The sequence below is a fragment of the Tolypothrix bouteillei VB521301 genome (assembly GCF_000760695.4).
Taxonomy (GTDB): domain Bacteria; phylum Cyanobacteriota; class Cyanobacteriia; order Cyanobacteriales; family Nostocaceae; genus Scytonema; species Scytonema bouteillei_A.
The window spans coordinates 656962-674767 of sequence record NZ_JHEG04000001.1; the positions used below are offsets into that span (position 1 = coordinate 656962).

At 40.1% G+C, this 17806-nt stretch carries 17 protein-coding genes; 9 read left to right on the plus strand and 8 right to left on the minus strand.

Annotated elements, in window-relative coordinates; genetic code table 11:
- Window positions 1-11 precede the first annotated feature (11 nt).
- A complete protein-coding gene (locus HC643_RS02445) occupies window positions 12-248 on the minus strand; it encodes a peptidoglycan-binding domain-containing protein (RefSeq protein WP_038074124.1) in 237 nt (78 codons plus the stop codon).
- A 417-nt stretch (window positions 249-665) separates the two neighbouring features.
- On the opposite strand from HC643_RS02445, the gene HC643_RS02450 reads away from it, so the two are divergent.
- From HC643_RS02450 to HC643_RS02465, 4 genes are all read left to right on the plus strand, one after another.
- The gene (locus HC643_RS02450) at window positions 666-1115 is read left to right on the plus strand and encodes a hypothetical protein (protein WP_050046089.1); all 450 of its coding nucleotides are present in this window, start codon (window positions 666-668) and stop codon (window positions 1113-1115) included.
- A gap of 167 nt (window positions 1116-1282) precedes the next feature.
- Entirely contained in the window at window positions 1283-3202 is a 1920-nt protein-coding gene (locus HC643_RS02455) for an FAD-dependent oxidoreductase (RefSeq protein ID WP_038074126.1), read from the plus strand.
- A gap of 587 nt (window positions 3203-3789) precedes the next feature.
- A complete protein-coding gene (locus tag HC643_RS02460) occupies window positions 3790-4308 on the plus strand; it encodes a hypothetical protein (protein ID WP_137986403.1) in 519 nt (172 codons plus the stop codon).
- Window positions 4309-4493: 185 nt separating this feature from the next.
- Window positions 4494-6134, plus strand: a complete 1641-nt coding sequence (locus tag HC643_RS02465) for a DUF6745 domain-containing protein (protein WP_050046091.1) — start codon at window positions 4494-4496, stop codon at window positions 6132-6134.
- Window positions 6135-6323: 189 nt separating this feature from the next.
- On the opposite strand, the gene HC643_RS02470 is transcribed toward HC643_RS02465, so the two are convergent.
- The 4 genes from HC643_RS02470 to HC643_RS02485 form a co-directional block, all read right to left on the minus strand.
- Window positions 6324-6992, minus strand: a complete 669-nt coding sequence (locus tag HC643_RS02470; RefSeq protein ID WP_038074130.1) for a YciC family protein — start codon at window positions 6990-6992, stop codon at window positions 6324-6326.
- Window positions 6993-7372: 380 nt separating this feature from the next.
- Window positions 7373-9280, minus strand: a complete 1908-nt coding sequence (gene ilvB / locus HC643_RS02475; RefSeq protein ID WP_050046092.1) for a biosynthetic-type acetolactate synthase large subunit — start codon at window positions 9278-9280, stop codon at window positions 7373-7375.
- Window positions 9281-9423: 143 nt separating this feature from the next.
- Window positions 9424-10686 (minus strand): MFS transporter, encoded by a 1263-nt coding sequence (locus tag HC643_RS02480; RefSeq protein WP_038071696.1) that lies wholly within the window; start codon window positions 10684-10686, stop codon window positions 9424-9426.
- 95 nt (window positions 10687-10781) lie between these two features.
- On the minus strand, window positions 10782-11351 hold the full coding sequence (locus tag HC643_RS02485; RefSeq protein WP_038071694.1) for a hypothetical protein: 570 nt from the start codon (window positions 11349-11351) through the stop codon (window positions 10782-10784).
- A gap of 147 nt (window positions 11352-11498) precedes the next feature.
- Between HC643_RS02485 and HC643_RS02490 the strand changes: the two genes are divergently transcribed.
- From HC643_RS02490 to HC643_RS02500, 3 genes are all read left to right on the plus strand, one after another.
- Window positions 11499-11705, plus strand: a complete 207-nt coding sequence (locus HC643_RS02490) for a DUF6888 family protein (protein WP_137986404.1) — start codon at window positions 11499-11501, stop codon at window positions 11703-11705.
- Window positions 11698-11856, plus strand: a complete 159-nt coding sequence (locus HC643_RS02495) for a DUF6887 family protein (RefSeq protein ID WP_237265817.1) — start codon at window positions 11698-11700, stop codon at window positions 11854-11856. Before HC643_RS02490 ends, HC643_RS02495 begins: the two co-directional genes overlap by 8 nt.
- Window positions 11857-12275: 419 nt before the next feature.
- Window positions 12276-13394 (plus strand): ferrochelatase, encoded by a 1119-nt coding sequence (locus HC643_RS02500; RefSeq protein WP_038071690.1) that lies wholly within the window; start codon window positions 12276-12278, stop codon window positions 13392-13394.
- 179 nt (window positions 13395-13573) lie between these two features.
- Here HC643_RS02500 and HC643_RS02505 read toward each other — a convergent pair whose 3' ends face one another.
- The 3 genes from HC643_RS02505 to HC643_RS02515 all read right to left on the minus strand — a co-directional run bounded on the left by HC643_RS02505 (window position 13574) and on the right by HC643_RS02515 (window position 16718).
- Entirely contained in the window at window positions 13574-13846 is a 273-nt protein-coding gene (locus tag HC643_RS02505) for a ParE family toxin-like protein (RefSeq protein WP_038071687.1), read from the minus strand.
- Window positions 13843-14061 carry a hypothetical protein gene (locus HC643_RS02510; RefSeq protein ID WP_038071685.1) on the minus strand — a complete coding sequence of 73 codons (219 nt, stop codon included), beginning with the start codon at window positions 14059-14061 and terminating at the stop codon, window positions 13843-13845. The genes HC643_RS02505 and HC643_RS02510 overlap by 4 nt, the downstream gene beginning before the upstream one ends.
- A 125-nt stretch (window positions 14062-14186) precedes the next feature.
- Window positions 14187-16718 (minus strand): hypothetical protein, encoded by a 2532-nt coding sequence (locus tag HC643_RS02515; RefSeq protein ID WP_038071682.1) that lies wholly within the window; start codon window positions 16716-16718, stop codon window positions 14187-14189.
- 481 nt (window positions 16719-17199) lie between these two features.
- On the opposite strand from HC643_RS02515, the gene HC643_RS02520 reads away from it, so the two are divergent.
- On the plus strand, window positions 17200-17412 hold the full coding sequence (locus HC643_RS02520; RefSeq protein WP_167844609.1) for a hypothetical protein: 213 nt from the start codon (window positions 17200-17202) through the stop codon (window positions 17410-17412).
- Between the two features lie 150 nt (window positions 17413-17562).
- Entirely contained in the window at window positions 17563-17778 is a 216-nt protein-coding gene (locus HC643_RS02525; RefSeq protein WP_237265818.1) for a hypothetical protein, read from the plus strand.
- Window positions 17779-17806 lie beyond the last annotated feature (28 nt).

A 17806-nucleotide genomic window follows, 5' to 3' on the forward strand; every position in this document is an offset into this window, starting at 1 on the left:
AAGAAACTGATTTATGCTGCTAGACGAGCACCCAACGCTTTTCCTGTTTCAGGACCAACAATACCATCTACAGTTATGTGGCTATCTGTTTGAAATGCCATAACAGCCTTTTCCGTATACTCACCAAAAATACCATCGATACCAGCAGGTCCTAAATCATATCCCAAGTAAGATAGGTCGCGCTGTAAGCGTTCAACCTCTGCACCTTGGTTACCGCGACGTAAGGTTGAAGGACGTTGTTGACTCATGATAATTTTCTCCTTTGATTACAGATAAATATCGAACAATTATGTTGAAACTATGTTGAAGCCATGTTTTTTGATTAAATTGGCTTCTATTAAATGGTATTTAAGAAAAAAAGAAATATTTTTTTCTTAGATGCCATTATTTACTTCTAGGTAATTAAACCTGTCAGTAAATTTACTTTCACATATTGATTCACTCTAGTTGGAGAACTTTTCGCAAACCAATAGGTAATATGAATGAAGAGAAGACTTTTTCTGACTTTTTCTGACCTTTTCTGACTGCTTGAATGGTTTTGATACTATCAACAATCTAGATAGGACAATAATATTGGGAGGGCAACGACCGCCATAATTTGTTGGCTGTGTATTATTAGTAAAACTTATTTTTTCTGTTGCAGTATATAAATATGTCTGAAAAATATGTCTGAAAAATTACGCGTGCGCTTTGGTGATGCAAACTACGGTTGGCTACCTGTGGAATTAGTTACGGATAAACAAGAATTCTTATTTACAGCGTCTTATGTACCATATGATTCACTCTATGAACTTGTGGAGGCATTGAGTGTATTTCTGAAGGTCGGTACATCAAAAATTGTGAGATGGAATACAGAACCAATTGAGTATGAGTTCATTTTTTCAGAAAGCGATGGACAAGCGCAGCTAGAAGTGGTTGAGTATGCAAACTCCAAGCGGATCAAAGGTAAAAGCCAAACAGTTTTCCACTTAAACGGTTCAAGAAAATTTTTGGTTCTTCCATTCTGGCGTGCTTTACGCGATGTCGAAACTCGCATCGCTTTTGAGCAGAAATGGCAAAGGTCGTTTCCAAAACTCGGTATGCAACAGCTCGGTCAGCAAATACAGCATTTGTAGCTTTGTCTGTGGTTGGTCAGGGATGGTATCGGTATATCTGCTCGGAGTGCAGATTTAAGGCTTTACCTCACTTGATAGGGGGAGCTAGCGGATCGAGGGTTGGAGGTGTGAAATAGTGCAAAGCTAAGATAACATCGGAAAGATAAAAATCTGTTCTCCAATCTCTAGTGAAGCAACCTCGCCGTTTTAGTCCACTGATTTTACTAATATCAGCTTTGGCTTTCCTTGCTATTGTCAGTTTGAGTTATTTCCATACCCGGTTTGCACTACTCTTACCAAACTCGAACCTCGATCCGACATCTCGCTCAAAGACAAAAGTTAAACCACTCGTAGGAACGAATGGTTTACCCCAACTCAACCCTCTACCTACAGCAAAAGAGGTTTGGGAATGCTCTGTTGTTGTGATTGGTGGTTCCTTAGGAGGAGTAGCCGCAGCATCCGAAGCAATGCAATCGGGAGCAAAGACTTGCTTGATTGAACTCACTCCTTGGCTGGGAGGACAAATTAGCTCTCAAGGGGTCTCGGCTGTAGATGAATCGCTGGCTATGCGGGCTAAGGAGAATCACTCAAAAAGTTGGATTGAATTCAAGCAGTTAATTGCACAACAACCTGTAGAACTACCTTCATGGTCTAATGTTCCTTCTCCTTTAAAAGTGAAAGATATTAATAGCTGTTGGGTGGGTAAGTTGTGTTTTCCTCCCAAAGCTGGCGCGTCAGCAGCAGAACAATTGCTGAAGTCTTCGTCTAGTTTTGCACCAGGAAGTCAGTGGGGAACTTCTATTGCGTTTAAAGGGGCTGAATTTGACAGTACGGGACAGCAAATTGTCTCAATTTACGCAGTAAAAAGAATACCACGGAATTCTAACTACGTTCCTAAAGGTCGCCTTTCTCAAGAATTAACTTCTTGGTATTCCTGGTTTGACAATGAGGAATTTGAAAAAGTCCCACTGCGACTGCAACCTCCAAAAGGCGATCGCATGATAGTCATTGACGCTACGGATACGGGAGAATTGATAGGATGGGCAAACATTCCCCACCGACAGGGGTCAGAATCTCAGGTCACAACAGGTGAAATTCATGCAGCGCCTAAAGATAACCCCAAATGCACCCAAGCATTTACTTTTCCATTTGCTGTTGCTATTCATGATGATGGGGGTTTAAGTCGCGATCGCTTATCTCGTATCGAGTCAGGAATATCAAAAGAGGAACATCGAAAAGACTTCTCCATTGGGAGGACTCCCGTATTTGCAGGTCGAAGTTTCTTTAATTACAGACGTATTGTTAGCATGCGCCGCAGCAACCCCTTTGTTGATACTCCTGTCCGTGGAGATATAACTATGGTGAATTGGAATCGAGGGAACGACTGGAACTTAATGAATCCGCACTTAATTCTGACACAAGAAGAGGTAAGTGCTTCCGGACAGCGTCAGAACTGGGTAGGAGGGCTTGCTTTAGAAGCACTGAAGGAAGCTGAAAATCATGCACTTTTTTTTGCAGAATGGCTTTTAGAAACTCAAGCTCAACCTAATTTTCCCCTAACCTACCTCTTTGGAACAGAGTCTCCCATGGGTACAGTTTCAGGATTGAGTATGACGCCTTATATTCGGGAGGGACGCAGAATTTTAGGACGCCAAGCCCACGGACAAAATGAGTTTATGATGCGCGAGGCAGATATTAGAACAGATGTTTCAAGTAGTCGAGATGTTTCCAAAACAGTAGTTGCGGTCACTCATTATGATATTGATATTCATGGATGTCGCTATCGTAATTGGGAACCATCCAACGAAGCAGCCAAAGCTCCAGCTAGAGAGTTTGTGGTTCGTCCCGTCATGATTCCTTTGGAAAGCATGATTCCTCAGAAAATAGATAATCTTCTGATTGGTGGAAAAAGTATAGCCGTGACTCACATTGTTAATGCTGTAACTCGCGTTCATCATAGCGAGTGGGGTATTGGTGCTGCTTCTGGAGTGACAGCGGCTTGGCTGTTGACTCAACCGAATTTGACTCCCTCCCAAATTGTTCCAAAACAACAAATGCCTCAATTGCAACAAGCGATGAAAAAGCAAGGTTTGCGTCTTTCTTGGTGACCGATGACTAATGACTGATGACACAATAACAAGTTAGCGTGCAATTTAAATGCGTAACAGATCGCCTAAACTGCAACTTTAATCATCAAAAAAATTTACAAAAATCTCACTAGATTCTCACATTGTCTGTGTATCTTCAGTATGAAAGTTTTAATTGAGATAAAGTCATGGGTCTAAAAAACAGTTGAACGCAAAAATTTTACTGAATATATATAATATTTTTTTACAATGGGTAATTTCTAAGTTCTTATTATTTTAAGATAAACCTTATGTAAAGAGAGTATAAATCATTAAGGAACTGTTATACTCTCTAATACTAGTTTTATGACTTGCAAGTAAAAATATAGGTATCGCAGGGAGCATTCACCACAAAGTCCAATACCTGAAAGTGCTACTCTTTAGTTGACATTGGCTTATTAGAGGCAGTGTACAGCCTGCGATCGTACCATATTACCAATGAAGACAACAAGAAAAACTTTCTTTCTGCCCCACTAAAGTTAGCTTTGAGGGGAACTTTATTTAGCAGAATTTTTCTGCCCTCAGCCTTGTTTCTGGAGAGTGGTGAAATTAAAATTCGGATTTTTACTATGCTTTTTCTTAGTCTCGAGGATTTAGAAGTTCAAGGTGTTTCCTATAACGGAGCATCACAAATTATTTTTAAAAATAAAATTTTTACTAGATTTGTAGATTTTTCCATACAATATCGTCAAAAAGCTATCAAATTTTGTCAGGAATTTCTTGATGACAATCTCTTTTGTTTAATTGTAGAAAATCAGTCATATCTGACGGTTTGGGTTGAGGAAAAAGAAAAAAATTTAGCAAACGATACACAACGGAGCGATTCCGGGTTGCATGAGTCGAATGGTCTCTCATCTCAAGTCGCAGATGCTGATGCTGTAGTTATAACACAGAAAAATTTAACAACCTCTGTTCGTCCCCACAACTCGACCCAAAACGTATTTCCAAAGGATGAAGAAAAAACTGGATATTCAAATCTAGCAAAAGAGCAAAGCGAGTTGAAAGGTCTCCCTTCATCCCCGCCGTCTACCGAACCCAAGCCATCTACTCAAAAATCAACTAGGAAATACCGAGGGATTCCCTACTAAACCATTTGTCACAGATTCTATTTCCAAAAATCCAGCTACGATTTGAAATCAAAAGTCTTAGGTAAAGGTGGCGATCGCCGATTTCAATTCTCCAATGCTTTATATAAAATGGACTTACGCACAAATACTTATGTTGACTGACAAATAACTTTCTATTTAGTTTATATAAACTTCTTTAACCCAGTATGAGCCGTACTCGTCGTCCTACAGTTGAGCAGCTTGCTCTAATTTCAAGCTATATAGAAAAGTGGAGAGCAATTGCTACCAATACAAATAGACTCGATTCTGTTAAAGTAACAGCAATCATTCATGAAATATATCAATTACTCAATGTGAATGCTCCTTTGTTGAAATTTACAGATAGCCCGTATAGTGCTGGTTTAATACTAAAAGAATTTATTGAGAGTCGTAATTACGCTCCGCTTAATAATTTAAGTCAGCCAATTCAGAAGCATCTTAAGGAAGAACTAACTTTTCAACTGACTGGATATTCAGATGTCAAAGTATATCCAGTTCAACTTATTGAAAAAGAAAAATCCAACCATATATTAAATTCCCATTTATACCACCAGTTTCACTGTCTATTAGCAGCAAAAGTACGGACACAATTGTGGAAACAACCACAAGTATGGACAACTTTAAAAACCCAATCTTGGTATTATGACTATTGTTATATTGCTCCTGAATGGTGGGCATGTGATGGCTGTTATCTTGATTGGCTGAGTAATTGTCTTAATTGGAAACATAACCCCAAATACTGGGAACTTTTTGAAGCTCTAATCATAGAGTGTGGTTGGATTTTCCCATTTACAGAAATTTGTATTGTCTGCGAACGTCCCATACGCATTTCTTTTGATACTGAAAAACGCTTACATGCAGAAGCAGAACCTGCACTAGAATTTTTAGATGGGTTTCGGGTATACGCTCATCATGGAGTCACTCTACCAGAACAGTATGGAATACTTTTCCCAAATCAATGGAAAGCTCAATGGTATCGGGAAGAAAAATTGGCATCTGTTAAAGAGGTACTTTTGCAGAATCTTCCAGTCCACTTAATTGAGCAGAACTGGCTTTTATCGGAATCAGATACAAATTTGAAGAGGCTACTTGTTCAAAGGTTAGGTATTGAGGTTAAAACACTTACTAACGCTCAAACTAATATTTTGTCAGATTATCATAAAAAATGGCGAGAAGTAGCACTTCAACTAGCCCCTATCAATCGCCAAAAAGCTGCCTTGGCAATCGAGCAATTTTACACTGCTAATAATTCACCATATACCCCAGAAATTCTATTTGCTGATGGGCTGTACATTGCTCAAAGATTAGTAAAACAAAAGTGTCGTGGGCAAATATCAATCATCAAGTTGTATAGTTATTACGGACACAAATATGGACGGGAATATTTAAACTTGGCGCTCATCAATAAACTTTGGAGTACAATAGCCGTACAGCTTAGTGATAGTGTGTTGCAAGAACTTCGCAACGTCCTTATCTGCAAGCGATCTTGGAGTTTAGAACCCTATTTTGGCTGGATTAAATCTGAGGAATTAACTGGCTGGTGTAGTCTATTTGATTTTTGTATTTCCATTCTCGGATGTGTTCATGACCAAAATTTATGGTCAATCTTGCAAGCAGTTGTTACAGAATGTGGTTGGTTTTTTCCATGTCAGCGTACTTGTATTGTTTGTGAACGTCCAATCAAATTATCTGTAGACGATCGAGATCGACTTCATGCTGAGAATGAACCCGCTATTGTCTATGCAGATGGTTACAAACTTAGAGCACGTCACGGACTACACCCCAAAAAGTACTTTCAAACCTATTAGTAACAAGTTAAAAGCGTGTAAAATTTGCCAACACCTTTAAAGATCTAAATAACTGGTGATTTTGAAGAAATCGTGGTGTAATATTTGCACCGAGCCATTAGTAACAAGTTAAAATCATAAATTATTTTCTCCGGAGTATGGGCGTCCTCGTTTGTTAGAACTAGCGCGATCTCCTGGAGAAATTTCTTGTTATTCTACTTGCCTTGCTTGCCAATAAAATAAGAATAGTAAAATAGGTACCATTGCTAATATAATATCTAAAATACAGGAAAATATGATTGTAGTTACAGTGTTTTCTATAAAAGCAGAGAATATCCCTACAATAAAAGAGTATGTTAACATCAATAAGACAATTAAACTAGTACCTACAACTATTTGCCATTTTTTTCCTTTTGTTAAATAAGCACTTCTTTTCAAAATAGAAGATGAGTTACTATATCCTTCAATAACAACTATACAATCCGTTAAGCTATATCTGACTGCCAATACAATTCCAGGTATCACAAAAGCGAAAAATCCTAATGTTTGAAAAAATCCAGAGATCAAACGAATAGTAAAAATTTGTCCCCAATTCTTAATTCCAGCCGACATTGCTTCAAAATAGTTGCAACTCCGACCTTGCTTGATTTCCCATAAAGAGGAAATAAGAGCACCTACATAAATGGGATCGAAAATTGCACTGAAAAAGGAGGAAACTCTAAATTCCGCGATGAGTTTTGCATATTCATCTTTGGGCGTCAAGTTATGAACAACAATTTCTGAGAGGATATTAGCGGGAAATCGTATCGTTAGTATAATTAAACTGAATAAAATAATGTTGTCGCTAAAAATAGCGATCGCTTCTTTAAGTTTTTTCACGGTTGAATTCTCTCAGTTTGTTATATAGGTAGGTTTTGCTACAAAAAAGGTTCATACGGTGGGTATTGCCCACCCTACAGTTCCCAATCAAGCATTTGAAGCAAGGTTTGCTTGTTTTTGCTGTATATTTAGTATTCCCAAAATCACGCTTAAAATTAAACGACTCCCTTTCCTTCATAAAATTAACGTGAGTTCGATAAAGTTAAAAAAGACTTCACGCCAAACCCCTCTTCTACGAGGATACAGGGTATGGGAGGCGAAGCTTCCTCTCAAAAGCATTCTCAGGCTGAGCCACTGCAAGAGTTTATCAAACAAAAAACCCCCCAAAAAAGGGAGGTTGAGGGATGAAATGTTATCCAAACTGTCTTAATTTAAAGACGTTATAATTTCGTACCGCACTCGGGACAAAAATTATTGTTAGGTAGGTTCTTTGCACCGCAATTGCTGCAATAAATTGGCTCAAGGGATGCTTTTTGAGGTTGGCGTCGCAAGCCTACCATCTGAGCATTACTCTTACCTGGGGCTACCATTGGGTAACAGTTTTCATCTCTAGTTACATGGGCATTGACGATAACTGGACCATCGTGTGCGAGCATTTCGGCAATAGCATCTTTCAATTCATCACGGTTTTGAATGACCATACCTTTAATGCCGTATGCTTTTGCCAGTAACTCGATATCTGGCATCCCAACTTCCATATTGGAGCATGAGTAACGTTCTCCATAGAAAGCTTGCTGCCACTGGCGCACCATTCCCTGCCAACCGTTATTGATAATTATGGTCTTGACATTAATCCCATACTGCGCTAGCGTGCCCAATTCCTGCAGGTTCATCTGGAAACTGGCATCACCGCTAATACAAACGACTTGGCTATCCGGACAAGCAACTTTAGCACCCATTGCCGCAGGTACGCCAAAACCCATGGTTCCCAAACCAGAACTGGAAATCCAACGTCGGGGACCTGCTTTAAGGAATTGCGCCGCCCACATTTGGTGTTGACCTACGTCTGTGGTGAAGATGGCATTAGGTGCTTGGCGACTAACTTCTGCTATCACCTCTTGTGGTGAAATGCTATCGGGGTGGTGAGGTACTTCTAGAGGGTACTCTTCTTTCCAACGGTTAATGAGAGTCAACCACTCTTGCGTTTGGTTGGGTGTACTCTCTTTGCACCGACGCAGTAAATCTTGCAATACTGTTTTGACATCACCAACGATGGGGACTTCGGGAACTCGATTCTTACCGACTTCTGCGGGATCGATGTCAATATGTATGACTTTTGCACGAGAAGCAAATTCGTCTAATTTACCAGTGACGCGATCGTCAAATCTTGCACCAACACAAATCAGCAAGTCACAATCACTGACAGCAAAGTTAGCATAAGCAGTACCGTGCATTCCCAACATTCCCAAAGAAAGGGGATGGTGTTCGTCAAAAGCACCCAGCCCCATTAATGTTGTGGTAACGGGGATATTAAATAACTCTGCTAGGCGTTTAATTTCTGAATATGCTCCTGAAGTAATTGCACCACCGCCTACATACAGCAAGGGACGCCGACTTTCACGTATTAACTGAATTGCGGCACTAATTTGGCGGGGATTTCCCTTGACTGTCGGACGGTATCCTGGCAATTTCACCGAAGCTGGTTCTACAGGTAGATAGTCAAATTGCTCAAAGGCAACGTCTTTAGGAACATCAATTAACACGGGTCCCGGACGACCAGTACTTGCTATGTGGAACGCTTCTGCAACAATGCGTGCCATATCGCGGGGATCGCGCACGACGTAGGAGTGTTTGACAATAGGTAGGGTAATTCCGTAGATATCAGTTTCTTGGAACGCATCTGTACCGATCGCCGGACGTGGGACTTGCCCGGTTACAATAACCATGGGGATGGAGTCCATGTAGGCGGTAGCGATGCCAGTAACTAAATTGGTTGCTCCGGGACCGGAAGTTCCAAAGCAGACTCCGACTTTGCCTGTTGCACGAGCATAACCATCAGCAGCGTGTGCAGCTCCTTGTTCGTGTCTCACCAGAATGTGCTTGATCCCGCGACCTTCAACTTCTGCTTTGTACAAATCATCGTAAATCGGGAGAATAGCACCACCGGGATAACCAAAAATATATTCCACGCCGTGAAGCTTTAGGCTGTCAAGCAGCGCATAACCACCACTCACGCGTTTGGGTGTCGCGACTGGCGGTGTAGAAACCTTTGAGTTAATTTGATTTTCTATTTGCGGAAGAGAAATTGGGGAAAGCGAATCTCCTTGGGAGACACTTGGTGAACGCACAGCCAAACCTCACAGAATAGCGAAGATATTGCTTGATTGTAGTATTTAAAGTTTCATTTTATCTGAAAATTTGAGGAGTGCGATCGCATATTTTCTAATTTATTTATGTTAATAGTCAAGAATTCTCCATATTTCAAAAATTTTCACAAGGCATCTTGCAAAACGCGACGGGTAGTTTGCCAAGTCCAAATTCCCACAGCAGCAACTAAGACGCTCATTCCCACAAGCGTCACTTGCAAACCCAAACGATCTACTATCGGACCTGTAATTGCTAACGGTGCTGAAAGAGCGATGTTGACAGCATGGTTCTGGAAGCCAAAGACTTTACCGTGCATTGCGCTTGGAGTGTGTTGCTGAATCAGAGTTTGCATTGGCACTCCAATCAAGGCAGCACCTATACCTAACACGGCACACAGCCCGAGAGCCAAAACCAAAGTTTTGATAAATGTAAGCACTCCTAAGACCAGCGCTATCATCAAAAATCCGATGAGAGGCAAGGGTTTACCGTGTAGTTTATGACACCAATGGCCCAGAAGCGCTGCACCCAGTACAATACCAATACCCGCTGCTGCTAAGAAAAAGCCAAATTGTTTTTCTTGCAACCCAAAATCTGCTGCCAATCTAATTGCTAGAACTGTTAAAGCTGCAAACACACAATACAAACCAACCAGTTGTAGCATGGCATTTAACACCAAGCGGTTTGTTTTGAGATATCGCAAGCCTAACTTAAAGTCAGCCCAGGGATGAATAAACTTTTCTTTTTCTTCTACTGATTTGTAATCTTTCAGGTGTATTGGCTGCATCAATGCGCCAGATAACAAATACAATCCGCAAACAATCAGTTCTTGACCGTACCGTGCTCCCAGGAAAATTTTAGCAAAACTTAACATTGGTTCTCCGATCGCAAAACCAACAATCATAGCTCCCATCATTGTGCTGCTAAATAGAGCGTTGGCTGCCATCAAATTTTCGGATCGGACCAACAGGGGAATTGCCGCTTGCTCTGCAGGTGCAAAAAACTGTGTCACTGTAGAAATAGCAAAGGCAATTATCAATAACAGCAAGAATTCTCGCGGTAAAAAGGGAATCAACAATATCATGAGTCCCCGTACAACGTCTGAGGCAATCAAAATTAATTTTTTTGGAAAGCGGTCAACAAAGATACCACCAGCTGAACCAAACAGAATTGCCGGAATTGTAAACGCCACCATCAACGTGGAGTACATGGAGTTTTCTGGCAACCCGGAAGAGGGTTGATAGTTCTTAAGCATGGCAACAAGTAAAACCAACAGGACTTTATCTGCTAGTTGGGACAACAACTGTCCCATCCATAGCAGCATAAAACTACGGTTTTTTAATAGGGCGACAAATCCGGTATTGACAGCAGCAGGTTCTGTTGGAAACATCTGGGATGAGTGGAATAGTAACTGTGATAGGGGAGTGGGGACTTGGCAAACACTCCATCATTCCTCACTCCCAATTGGCAAATCTGTTTTCCGGACTAATTTTCTTGATAGTGCTGGATAAGCGAGTGCAAAAACTCAGATGCACTCAAGCATTCTTTTGGAGATAGCTCCCCACGATATGAGTCTACCCAATAACCTCGGACAATGTTAGGCGATCGCCACATTGCCAAATGGTCAACAGACGGATCTGCATAAAAGTTAGTTTGCCCGCTACCAAGCAAAGATGAGCTCCAATGAGTGAAGTAATCGTGACTCATACGATGAATGGGAAAGTGACCCCACAGAGGAACGCCCCATCCATCTATAGCAATAAAAGCTTCAACACGACCTCCGAATATTTGCCACATATGAGCGGCAAATATTGCCCCAACAACACCAGCACTAAAACTAATGAAGACAACTGGTGATTCTAACCTATTCCTTAAGCGTTCGTGTAAAAATTGAAATATATGAAATGGCAATAGATTTGAATAATTTTTGGTAGGAAAAATAAGTATATTTACGGTTCCATCTGTTGCTCCAGGGGAAGCTTGCTCCATCAATGCCGATACAAAGCTCTGAGTTAAGTCTGGTTCGTGAATTCCAGGACAAAGAATTATATTCATGAATTATGAATTATAAATTATGAATTATGAATTATGGTATGAGCGTCTGTAGCCTGGTGATTGGAAATCACAATTTGATGCTACACTGCTGCTATAATTAGATTTTTCAGTCATAATTGTAAAATTAAAAAGTAAATAGCAGGTGGTGTGGGGGATAAACCAACAAGAGAACAACTAGAACAGTTGTATCGGTTGAGCTACCAGCTTACCAAAATGCTTAGACCAATTAACTTAGTTACAATAGATGACAGGAATGGGAAATTGGTAATACTAGCAGGTGATGAGATTGATATAACGGTCGATCGGCAAGGACAAGTAAGTTATGAACAAACCGGATTTCAAAGCAATGAGTAGAGCCGAATTACGAGCCTACGTGTTGCAACATCCAGATGATAAGGAAGCATTTTACGAATTGTCAGACAGGATTCAAGCAACTGCCAAGCCAATAAATGTTGAAGACTTGCCCGACTTAATTGGGTCCAGACCAGAGCAGCACCAACAGTAGAAAGATTTATGAGCGGTGTAATACGGCGCTCTTGCTATTGTTTGCAAGGGCGCTCTTTATAGAGTAGATTGCCTTCACATAAAAATTTTGAAGATTTAAGAAACGATACCCAAAAAAACTGACTGAATTAGCGCTTTTTTATAGCTTCGCATCAACTTTTAATACACACAATTGACATTAAAGCGAATATATTAACATTTCTTTGAAAAAGAAAACATTTCGCACCGATCTTCAGTAAGCATCCTCAGGGAGAAGAGTTAGGGGGATGGGTAATTCATACTTCATCCTTCTGGAGATAGAAGTGAGTATAACACCAAAAGTATTACTAAAAGTAACTTTTTAATGCAGTGGGGGGGGATAGGATAGAATTTGACAAGTACGAAAAAGAACACTCTTGAAGTTGTATAGAGGAATTTATTGTGGTTGCCACGCCGGAAAAACTACAAAAATCGCACCAGGACGCATCGGGTCAACAACGTGTCGCCGTATTGCTCATGGGCTATGGCGAAGTTGAAAGTTATGAGGATTTCGCCAATTATAACGAACAGGCTTTAAACCTATTGACTGCAAAATTCGCACCAGTGCCAACTTGGGTTTATCCTCCGTTGGCAAAGCTTTTAGCATTATTTGACCGTCACGAGTGGGGACACCAGCATCATGATTTCATTTCCCCACACAACTCTATTTTTGAAAAACAACGAGCGGGTATTGAGAAAAACCTGCAAGCTAAGTGGGGAGAAGGGGTGAAAGTCTTTAAAGCTTTCAACTTCTGCGCCCCTTTCCTTCCCAAACAAGTCTTAGCAGAAATCAAAAACGAAGGTTTTGATAAAATACTTATCTATCCACTGTTAGTTGTGGATTCTATCTTCACCAGCGGTATTGCCATTGAGCAAGTTAACAATGCTTTAGCTGAGATGGCAGATGGTAACGAACACTGGGTTAAAGGACAGCGTTATATCCCTTCTTTTTACAATGAGCCAGCCTATATCGATTTGATGGCGCATCTTGTTGAAGAAAAAATTCATGCTGATTTGATCGATGCTTATCTACCTTCTCAAATTGGCATTATTTTAATGAATCACGGTTGTCCCCACAAAGCTAAGGGATTCACCTCTGGAATCACTGAAAGTCAAGCACTTTATGATTTAGTGCGGGATAAGTTAATCAACCGCTATCCACTTATCTCAGTTGGTTGGCTTAACCATGACACACCTCTTATTGAATGGACGCAGCCAAATGTCGAACAGGCTGCAAACAATTTGATTCAATTGGGTGCTAAAGCGATCGTATTTATGCCAATTGGCTTTGCGACAGAAAACCACGAAACTCTATTGGACGTACATCATATCATCCACGCTTTAGAGAAAAAGCATTCTGGTGTCAGTTACGTGCAAATGCCTTGCGTTAACGACGATCCAGCATTTTTGGCAATGGTAGCAGAATGGGCAAATGCTCACATTGCTGAGTTGCTCTCAGAAGAAGCGGTGTCAGTGAATCCTCACTTAGCTGTAGGTCATCATCACCATCACCACCATTAAAACTAATGAGTGAGGACTTAAGGATAAGCACTCTTAACTTTTCACTCCTCACTCATTACTTTGGAACATATATACCCTAAGTTGAGATTTTTCACGCTCAACTCCTTCCTCATCTAGCAAGAGTATAATTTAGGTAGCAATGTAGAACAGGTTTTTACAGTCATCTCAGTGCAATGCCTTTAGGAAAACTGAGATAGTAGTCTTTCATACTCTGTATGCGACCCTACCCAAAACCAAATAACTGTATCTCCCTCTAACTGTCCAACGGCTCGATAGCTTCTGCTGACTCTTGCAGAATAAATAAGTAATTCTGGATGTACTTTTTTGAAACGTAAACTGGGATGATTTGGGTCAAGTTTAAATTGACGATATGCTTCACGGGTTTGCTGTTGCACATTTTCAGGTAAATTACCAAAAGCTTGGCGAAACTGAGAAGTGATACGAGAATTCACAGTGTATCTGGATCTAGCTGTTGAGTTTTCCCTGCGCGATATTCAGCCATCGCTTGAGCTGCTAAGAAAGCTAGTGCATCTGGAGAACGCTCAAAAGCTTCATCCCATTGCTTTTCATCTTCGAGTTCTTCTAAAATCATCGTAGCCATAGCATCTTGTTGACTGGCTGGTAAGTTTTTAAGTTTGATAATCGCTTGTTCGAGTAATTCTGTCATGGTGAATGATTGTCCTCTGTTTTATTAATTTTCTCACAAATTCAGAATTGCGATTTGCTATTGCGATGCGCTACGCCCTGCTTTAGGCAAAAGGGAGACAAGCCCTAATGCCCAATCTCCAATCCCTAATCAATTTGACACAACCAAGATTCACTTAAAATTTTTTCGGCAATGGGGTGTTTTGTTATTGTTCCTGGTTTAGAGGTATCATGCCATCCTTGCCAAGTCTGAGCAGCTAGTGTGGAAAACTCACCCCGCACGTGGAACCAGGTAGGATTATCCTCTCTACTCCAGAGACTATAAAGCAAATCTAGAACTTTCTCAGACGTGTGGTTACTCATTTGATTGAGTTTGCTGTTACAAGATTCCGTAAAACCTTCCTGAAAAACTCTGCTCAGTCCCTCTCGAATACTAAAGTTACTTAGCTTCTTCGAGCATCTTGCAATATTGAAAAGTGCATCACAAATTCGACGGTTCAATCCCAAATAAACAGAACCCTTAAGTGCTTCTAAAAAACTCTCTAATGCTGCGATCGGTTCATCTTTAATTAAGAGCAAATATTCTCCTTTTAACAAAGAAATTTCTGAAAGCACTGCTTGACAAAAATTAGGGCTGTGACCGGTAGTTAAATCAGCCTTAGCATACTTCTCAGCAAAACTTAAGGCTTCTATTGGCAAATGGCTATCTCCAAGTCTGACCAAAACTCGCCCTGCTAAAGCTAGCCATCTAGCCATTCTTTGTGTTAAACCAATACGTGATGCATAATGAGCAGCTTTGAAGAAATGTGTTGCGGCTTCTTCAAGAGAATTGCGATCGTTAGAAAGATAGAACTGTATTCGCGCAGCATTTCCATAAATTTCAGATAAGGCTTGATAAATATCTAATCCTGGGTCTTTATAACACGAGCCTGGTTTAATTGCCTTTCTAATTTCACGGTCCCATTCTTCTAAGCCAAGCCACTTTTTCCTCTTGCTTGATTCAAATAAATCTGGGTGGTGCCCGCACGAAAGTTCATACAAATAAATTTCAGACTGGATAAGAGCTTGAATGGGAACTAGCTGTTTCTTGACTTCGCAATCTTCTTCAAGAGCTTCTGTAATTGTTTGGATCAGCAGTTTTGCATTACTGATATTACCTAGAAAATTTGATAGCCTGAGTTCTAATCGTTTTGCCAGAAAATAGCAACGGTAGAAATTGAGTCGATATGAAAAGTAGATTTTTTCCTTGGGAATTTTCTTCAATTCCTCTCTAGCTATATCGGCAATCCTCTTAATTTGTGCAGAGCGACATTCTTCATCAAGGAATTGGAAATTTTGAAAAGCCATCCTAACATTGGTTAATCTCGTCCTTAGCTCGGAGAGAGTTTTGCATACAGAACCATAAATTTCTAAATTGAGGCTTCCATTCCAACTTTGCTCTGCTAGCCATTGCTTTGCAGCACAGACAATTGCTTGCAGCATAGTAATCATTGAATCTCGATCGACCCAAATCCCTTGATACTTTTGTTGATTTCCTAAAACGACTGTTGTTTCAACTAAGGAATCAATACTGCTGTCTAAGGTTTTTGTTGATAGGGTTACGTTAGCTATTTCTTCAGTTAAACCCATGTGTAAGCTACAAGCACCAATAGCATTCTCCACTATCGTATTACTAGAGGTATACATCCATTCAAGAAATTCATAAGATTTACCATCATGACTAAAGCTACACGTTACCATTGCCATAATTACGGGGTTGAGCGAATTTAGGGAGTGCGCTTCTAGTCCCATTGTCGGGCACATTCCTGGAGTCTTCAATTCGCACTCTGCTTGGTGGCTAATTTGTACAAATTTATCGTAGAGATTGCTATATTCTTTTTCCCGGTTAATGGTTCGCGATAAAGTTTTGAATTCCAACTTTTGAACTCTAATATGAAGGTTAGTTGGATATTTAAGCATTTGCTCTTTAATGGTAATACTTAGGAAAAGTGCAATTGCTTCTTGTCGGGAGAAATTAGTTTTTCCTCCAGCTTTTAGTCTTTCCCAAGTTCTCTGCAGTTTCTCAATAACCTCCAATCTCAGTTTTAAACCTAAGGTTGGGTAGGATTTTCTCAGATTGTTAATGAAATATTCAAGGGAGTCATTCTCAGGAGTATCGGAGGAGTTTAAAAAAAGCTTGTTGCTTGCGATCGCGACTTTGTTGCTAGCAATTGCTACAAACTCCTGAGTAGTAGAGCGTAAATCTTCCAATTCCAGTAACTCCAGCAATGCAGCTATTTGCGCTACTTGAAAAAATCTCTCCGACGTAACTCGGATAATCTTTGTTTTCTCTGGCAAAAAACCAGCAGACTCCAGTAGTTCATCGGCTCCTGTATCTCCCAATAACTTTCGCAGTTCGTCAGGGCTTGATTCTAGTTTTTCTTTTTCTGATGTGTTTTGAATCTCTCGTTTTAATTTTCTTTTGGATGCTCTACGACTGCGAAGATTTTTGCACAGTTGAATCAACCCTTCGCGATCGACGGGTAACCGTTCTTTTTCCTTATTGAGAAAATCGATCACCACAGGCCGGCTAACACCCATTCCTTCTGACAGCTCTACCTGCGTTGCTCCCATTTTTTCTAGGAAGAAGTGGAGCATCTCGCGCAGCGCTTCTTGGTCTCCAACACTTTCTTTGCCCATTTTCTTATTGAGTGCACAATATAAATGTAAATCTAATTGACATTGTAAATCTTTCTAAGGGATTTTTTGTGTCAATTTATACGTAAAATTGAAAGAATATATCTTCCGAACATTTATGTGTATATTGAGTTTACATATTTTATGATTGAAATAAATATTTTGTAGTTTATGATACAAAAATTACTTAAATAATGATTTTAATATTAACATGTACAGTCAAATGACAATATTTGGCTAGATCCTGCTTCCGGAAGTTATAAACCAATCCCTGACTGCTACAAACAAAGGCTAACTAAGTTTCAGTAGCTCACGGAATAAAGCTTTAATTTTGGCGTGAGAGTGTTTCCGAATAATTTAATAAATGTCTGCTAACAGCACATTGATGGAAGAACCACGACAGATGCTGTTAGAGCTTCGCGTATCTAATTTTTTGTCTCTAGCAACTAGAACAACGAATTAATGAATTGCTTGGAGGTCAAACGTGATTTCATTCAACCAAAATTTTCGGTATTTTGTTTATTTGGCTTTGCTTGCGATCCTTTTAGGAGTCGTAGCAGAGTTTGATGGTGCCATTACAGTGCAAGTCGCACCTTGGAGCTTGCAAGTCAAAGTACAAGGCGGTTCTTCTCCGTGTTCAAATGATTTGGTACCACCTGAGAGTCAGCTTAACGTACTCAAACGGAAATTAGCTTAAGTTGTTTCTCGTTACCTAACAGACTAAGTTATGGTGCGATCGCTTTGAATGTATCTACTAAAAGGTTTTCCTGAGTCGAGCGTTACCCTCGTCGATTGCAGTCGGGGGTGCATTTATCTCAAAATTTAAATGTCAAAAAGGACAAAAATCATGACGAGCAATCTATTTAAGTGGGCTTGTACGGGTCTGAAATATTTTCTGTGGACTTTGCTTGGTTTTGCGATCGCACATGTGATATTTCAAATTTTTGGAGTTTCTACTGTTTCAATACTTCTGTTCTCCGTTTTCTTGCCATGGATTGCCCGCATTGCAATCTTTATCTTCTGTTTGTTTGTCGTTGCCATAGTCCATGAGTCTTGTAGCTAATTCAGAATATCGTTGTAAATATTACAGA

Bases quoted from the DNA above. Each gene is read 5' to 3' on its own strand.
- HC643_RS02445 (WP_038074124.1), bottom strand. From the start codon at position 248: ATGAGTCAACAACGTCCTTCAACCTTACGTCGCGGTAACCAAGGTGCA.
- HC643_RS02450 (WP_050046089.1), top strand. From the start codon at position 666: ATGTCTGAAAAATTACGCGTGCGCTTTGGTGATGCAAACTACGGTTGG.
- HC643_RS02460 (WP_137986403.1), top strand. From the start codon at position 3,790: ATGCTTTTTCTTAGTCTCGAGGATTTAGAAGTTCAAGGTGTTTCCTAT.
- HC643_RS02465 (WP_050046091.1), top strand. From the start codon at position 4,494: ATGAGCCGTACTCGTCGTCCTACAGTTGAGCAGCTTGCTCTAATTTCA.
- HC643_RS02480 (WP_038071696.1), bottom strand. From the start codon at position 10,686: ATGTTTCCAACAGAACCTGCTGCTGTCAATACCGGATTTGTCGCCCTA.
- HC643_RS02485 (WP_038071694.1), bottom strand. From the start codon at position 11,351: ATGAATATAATTCTTTGTCCTGGAATTCACGAACCAGACTTAACTCAG.
- HC643_RS02495 (WP_237265817.1), top strand. From the start codon at position 11,698: ATGAGTAGAGCCGAATTACGAGCCTACGTGTTGCAACATCCAGATGAT.
- HC643_RS02510 (WP_038071685.1), bottom strand. From the start codon at position 14,061: ATGACAGAATTACTCGAACAAGCGATTATCAAACTTAAAAACTTACCA.
- HC643_RS02515 (WP_038071682.1), bottom strand. From the start codon at position 16,718: ATGGGCAAAGAAAGTGTTGGAGACCAAGAAGCGCTGCGCGAGATGCTC.
- HC643_RS02525 (WP_237265818.1), top strand. From the start codon at position 17,563: ATGACGAGCAATCTATTTAAGTGGGCTTGTACGGGTCTGAAATATTTT.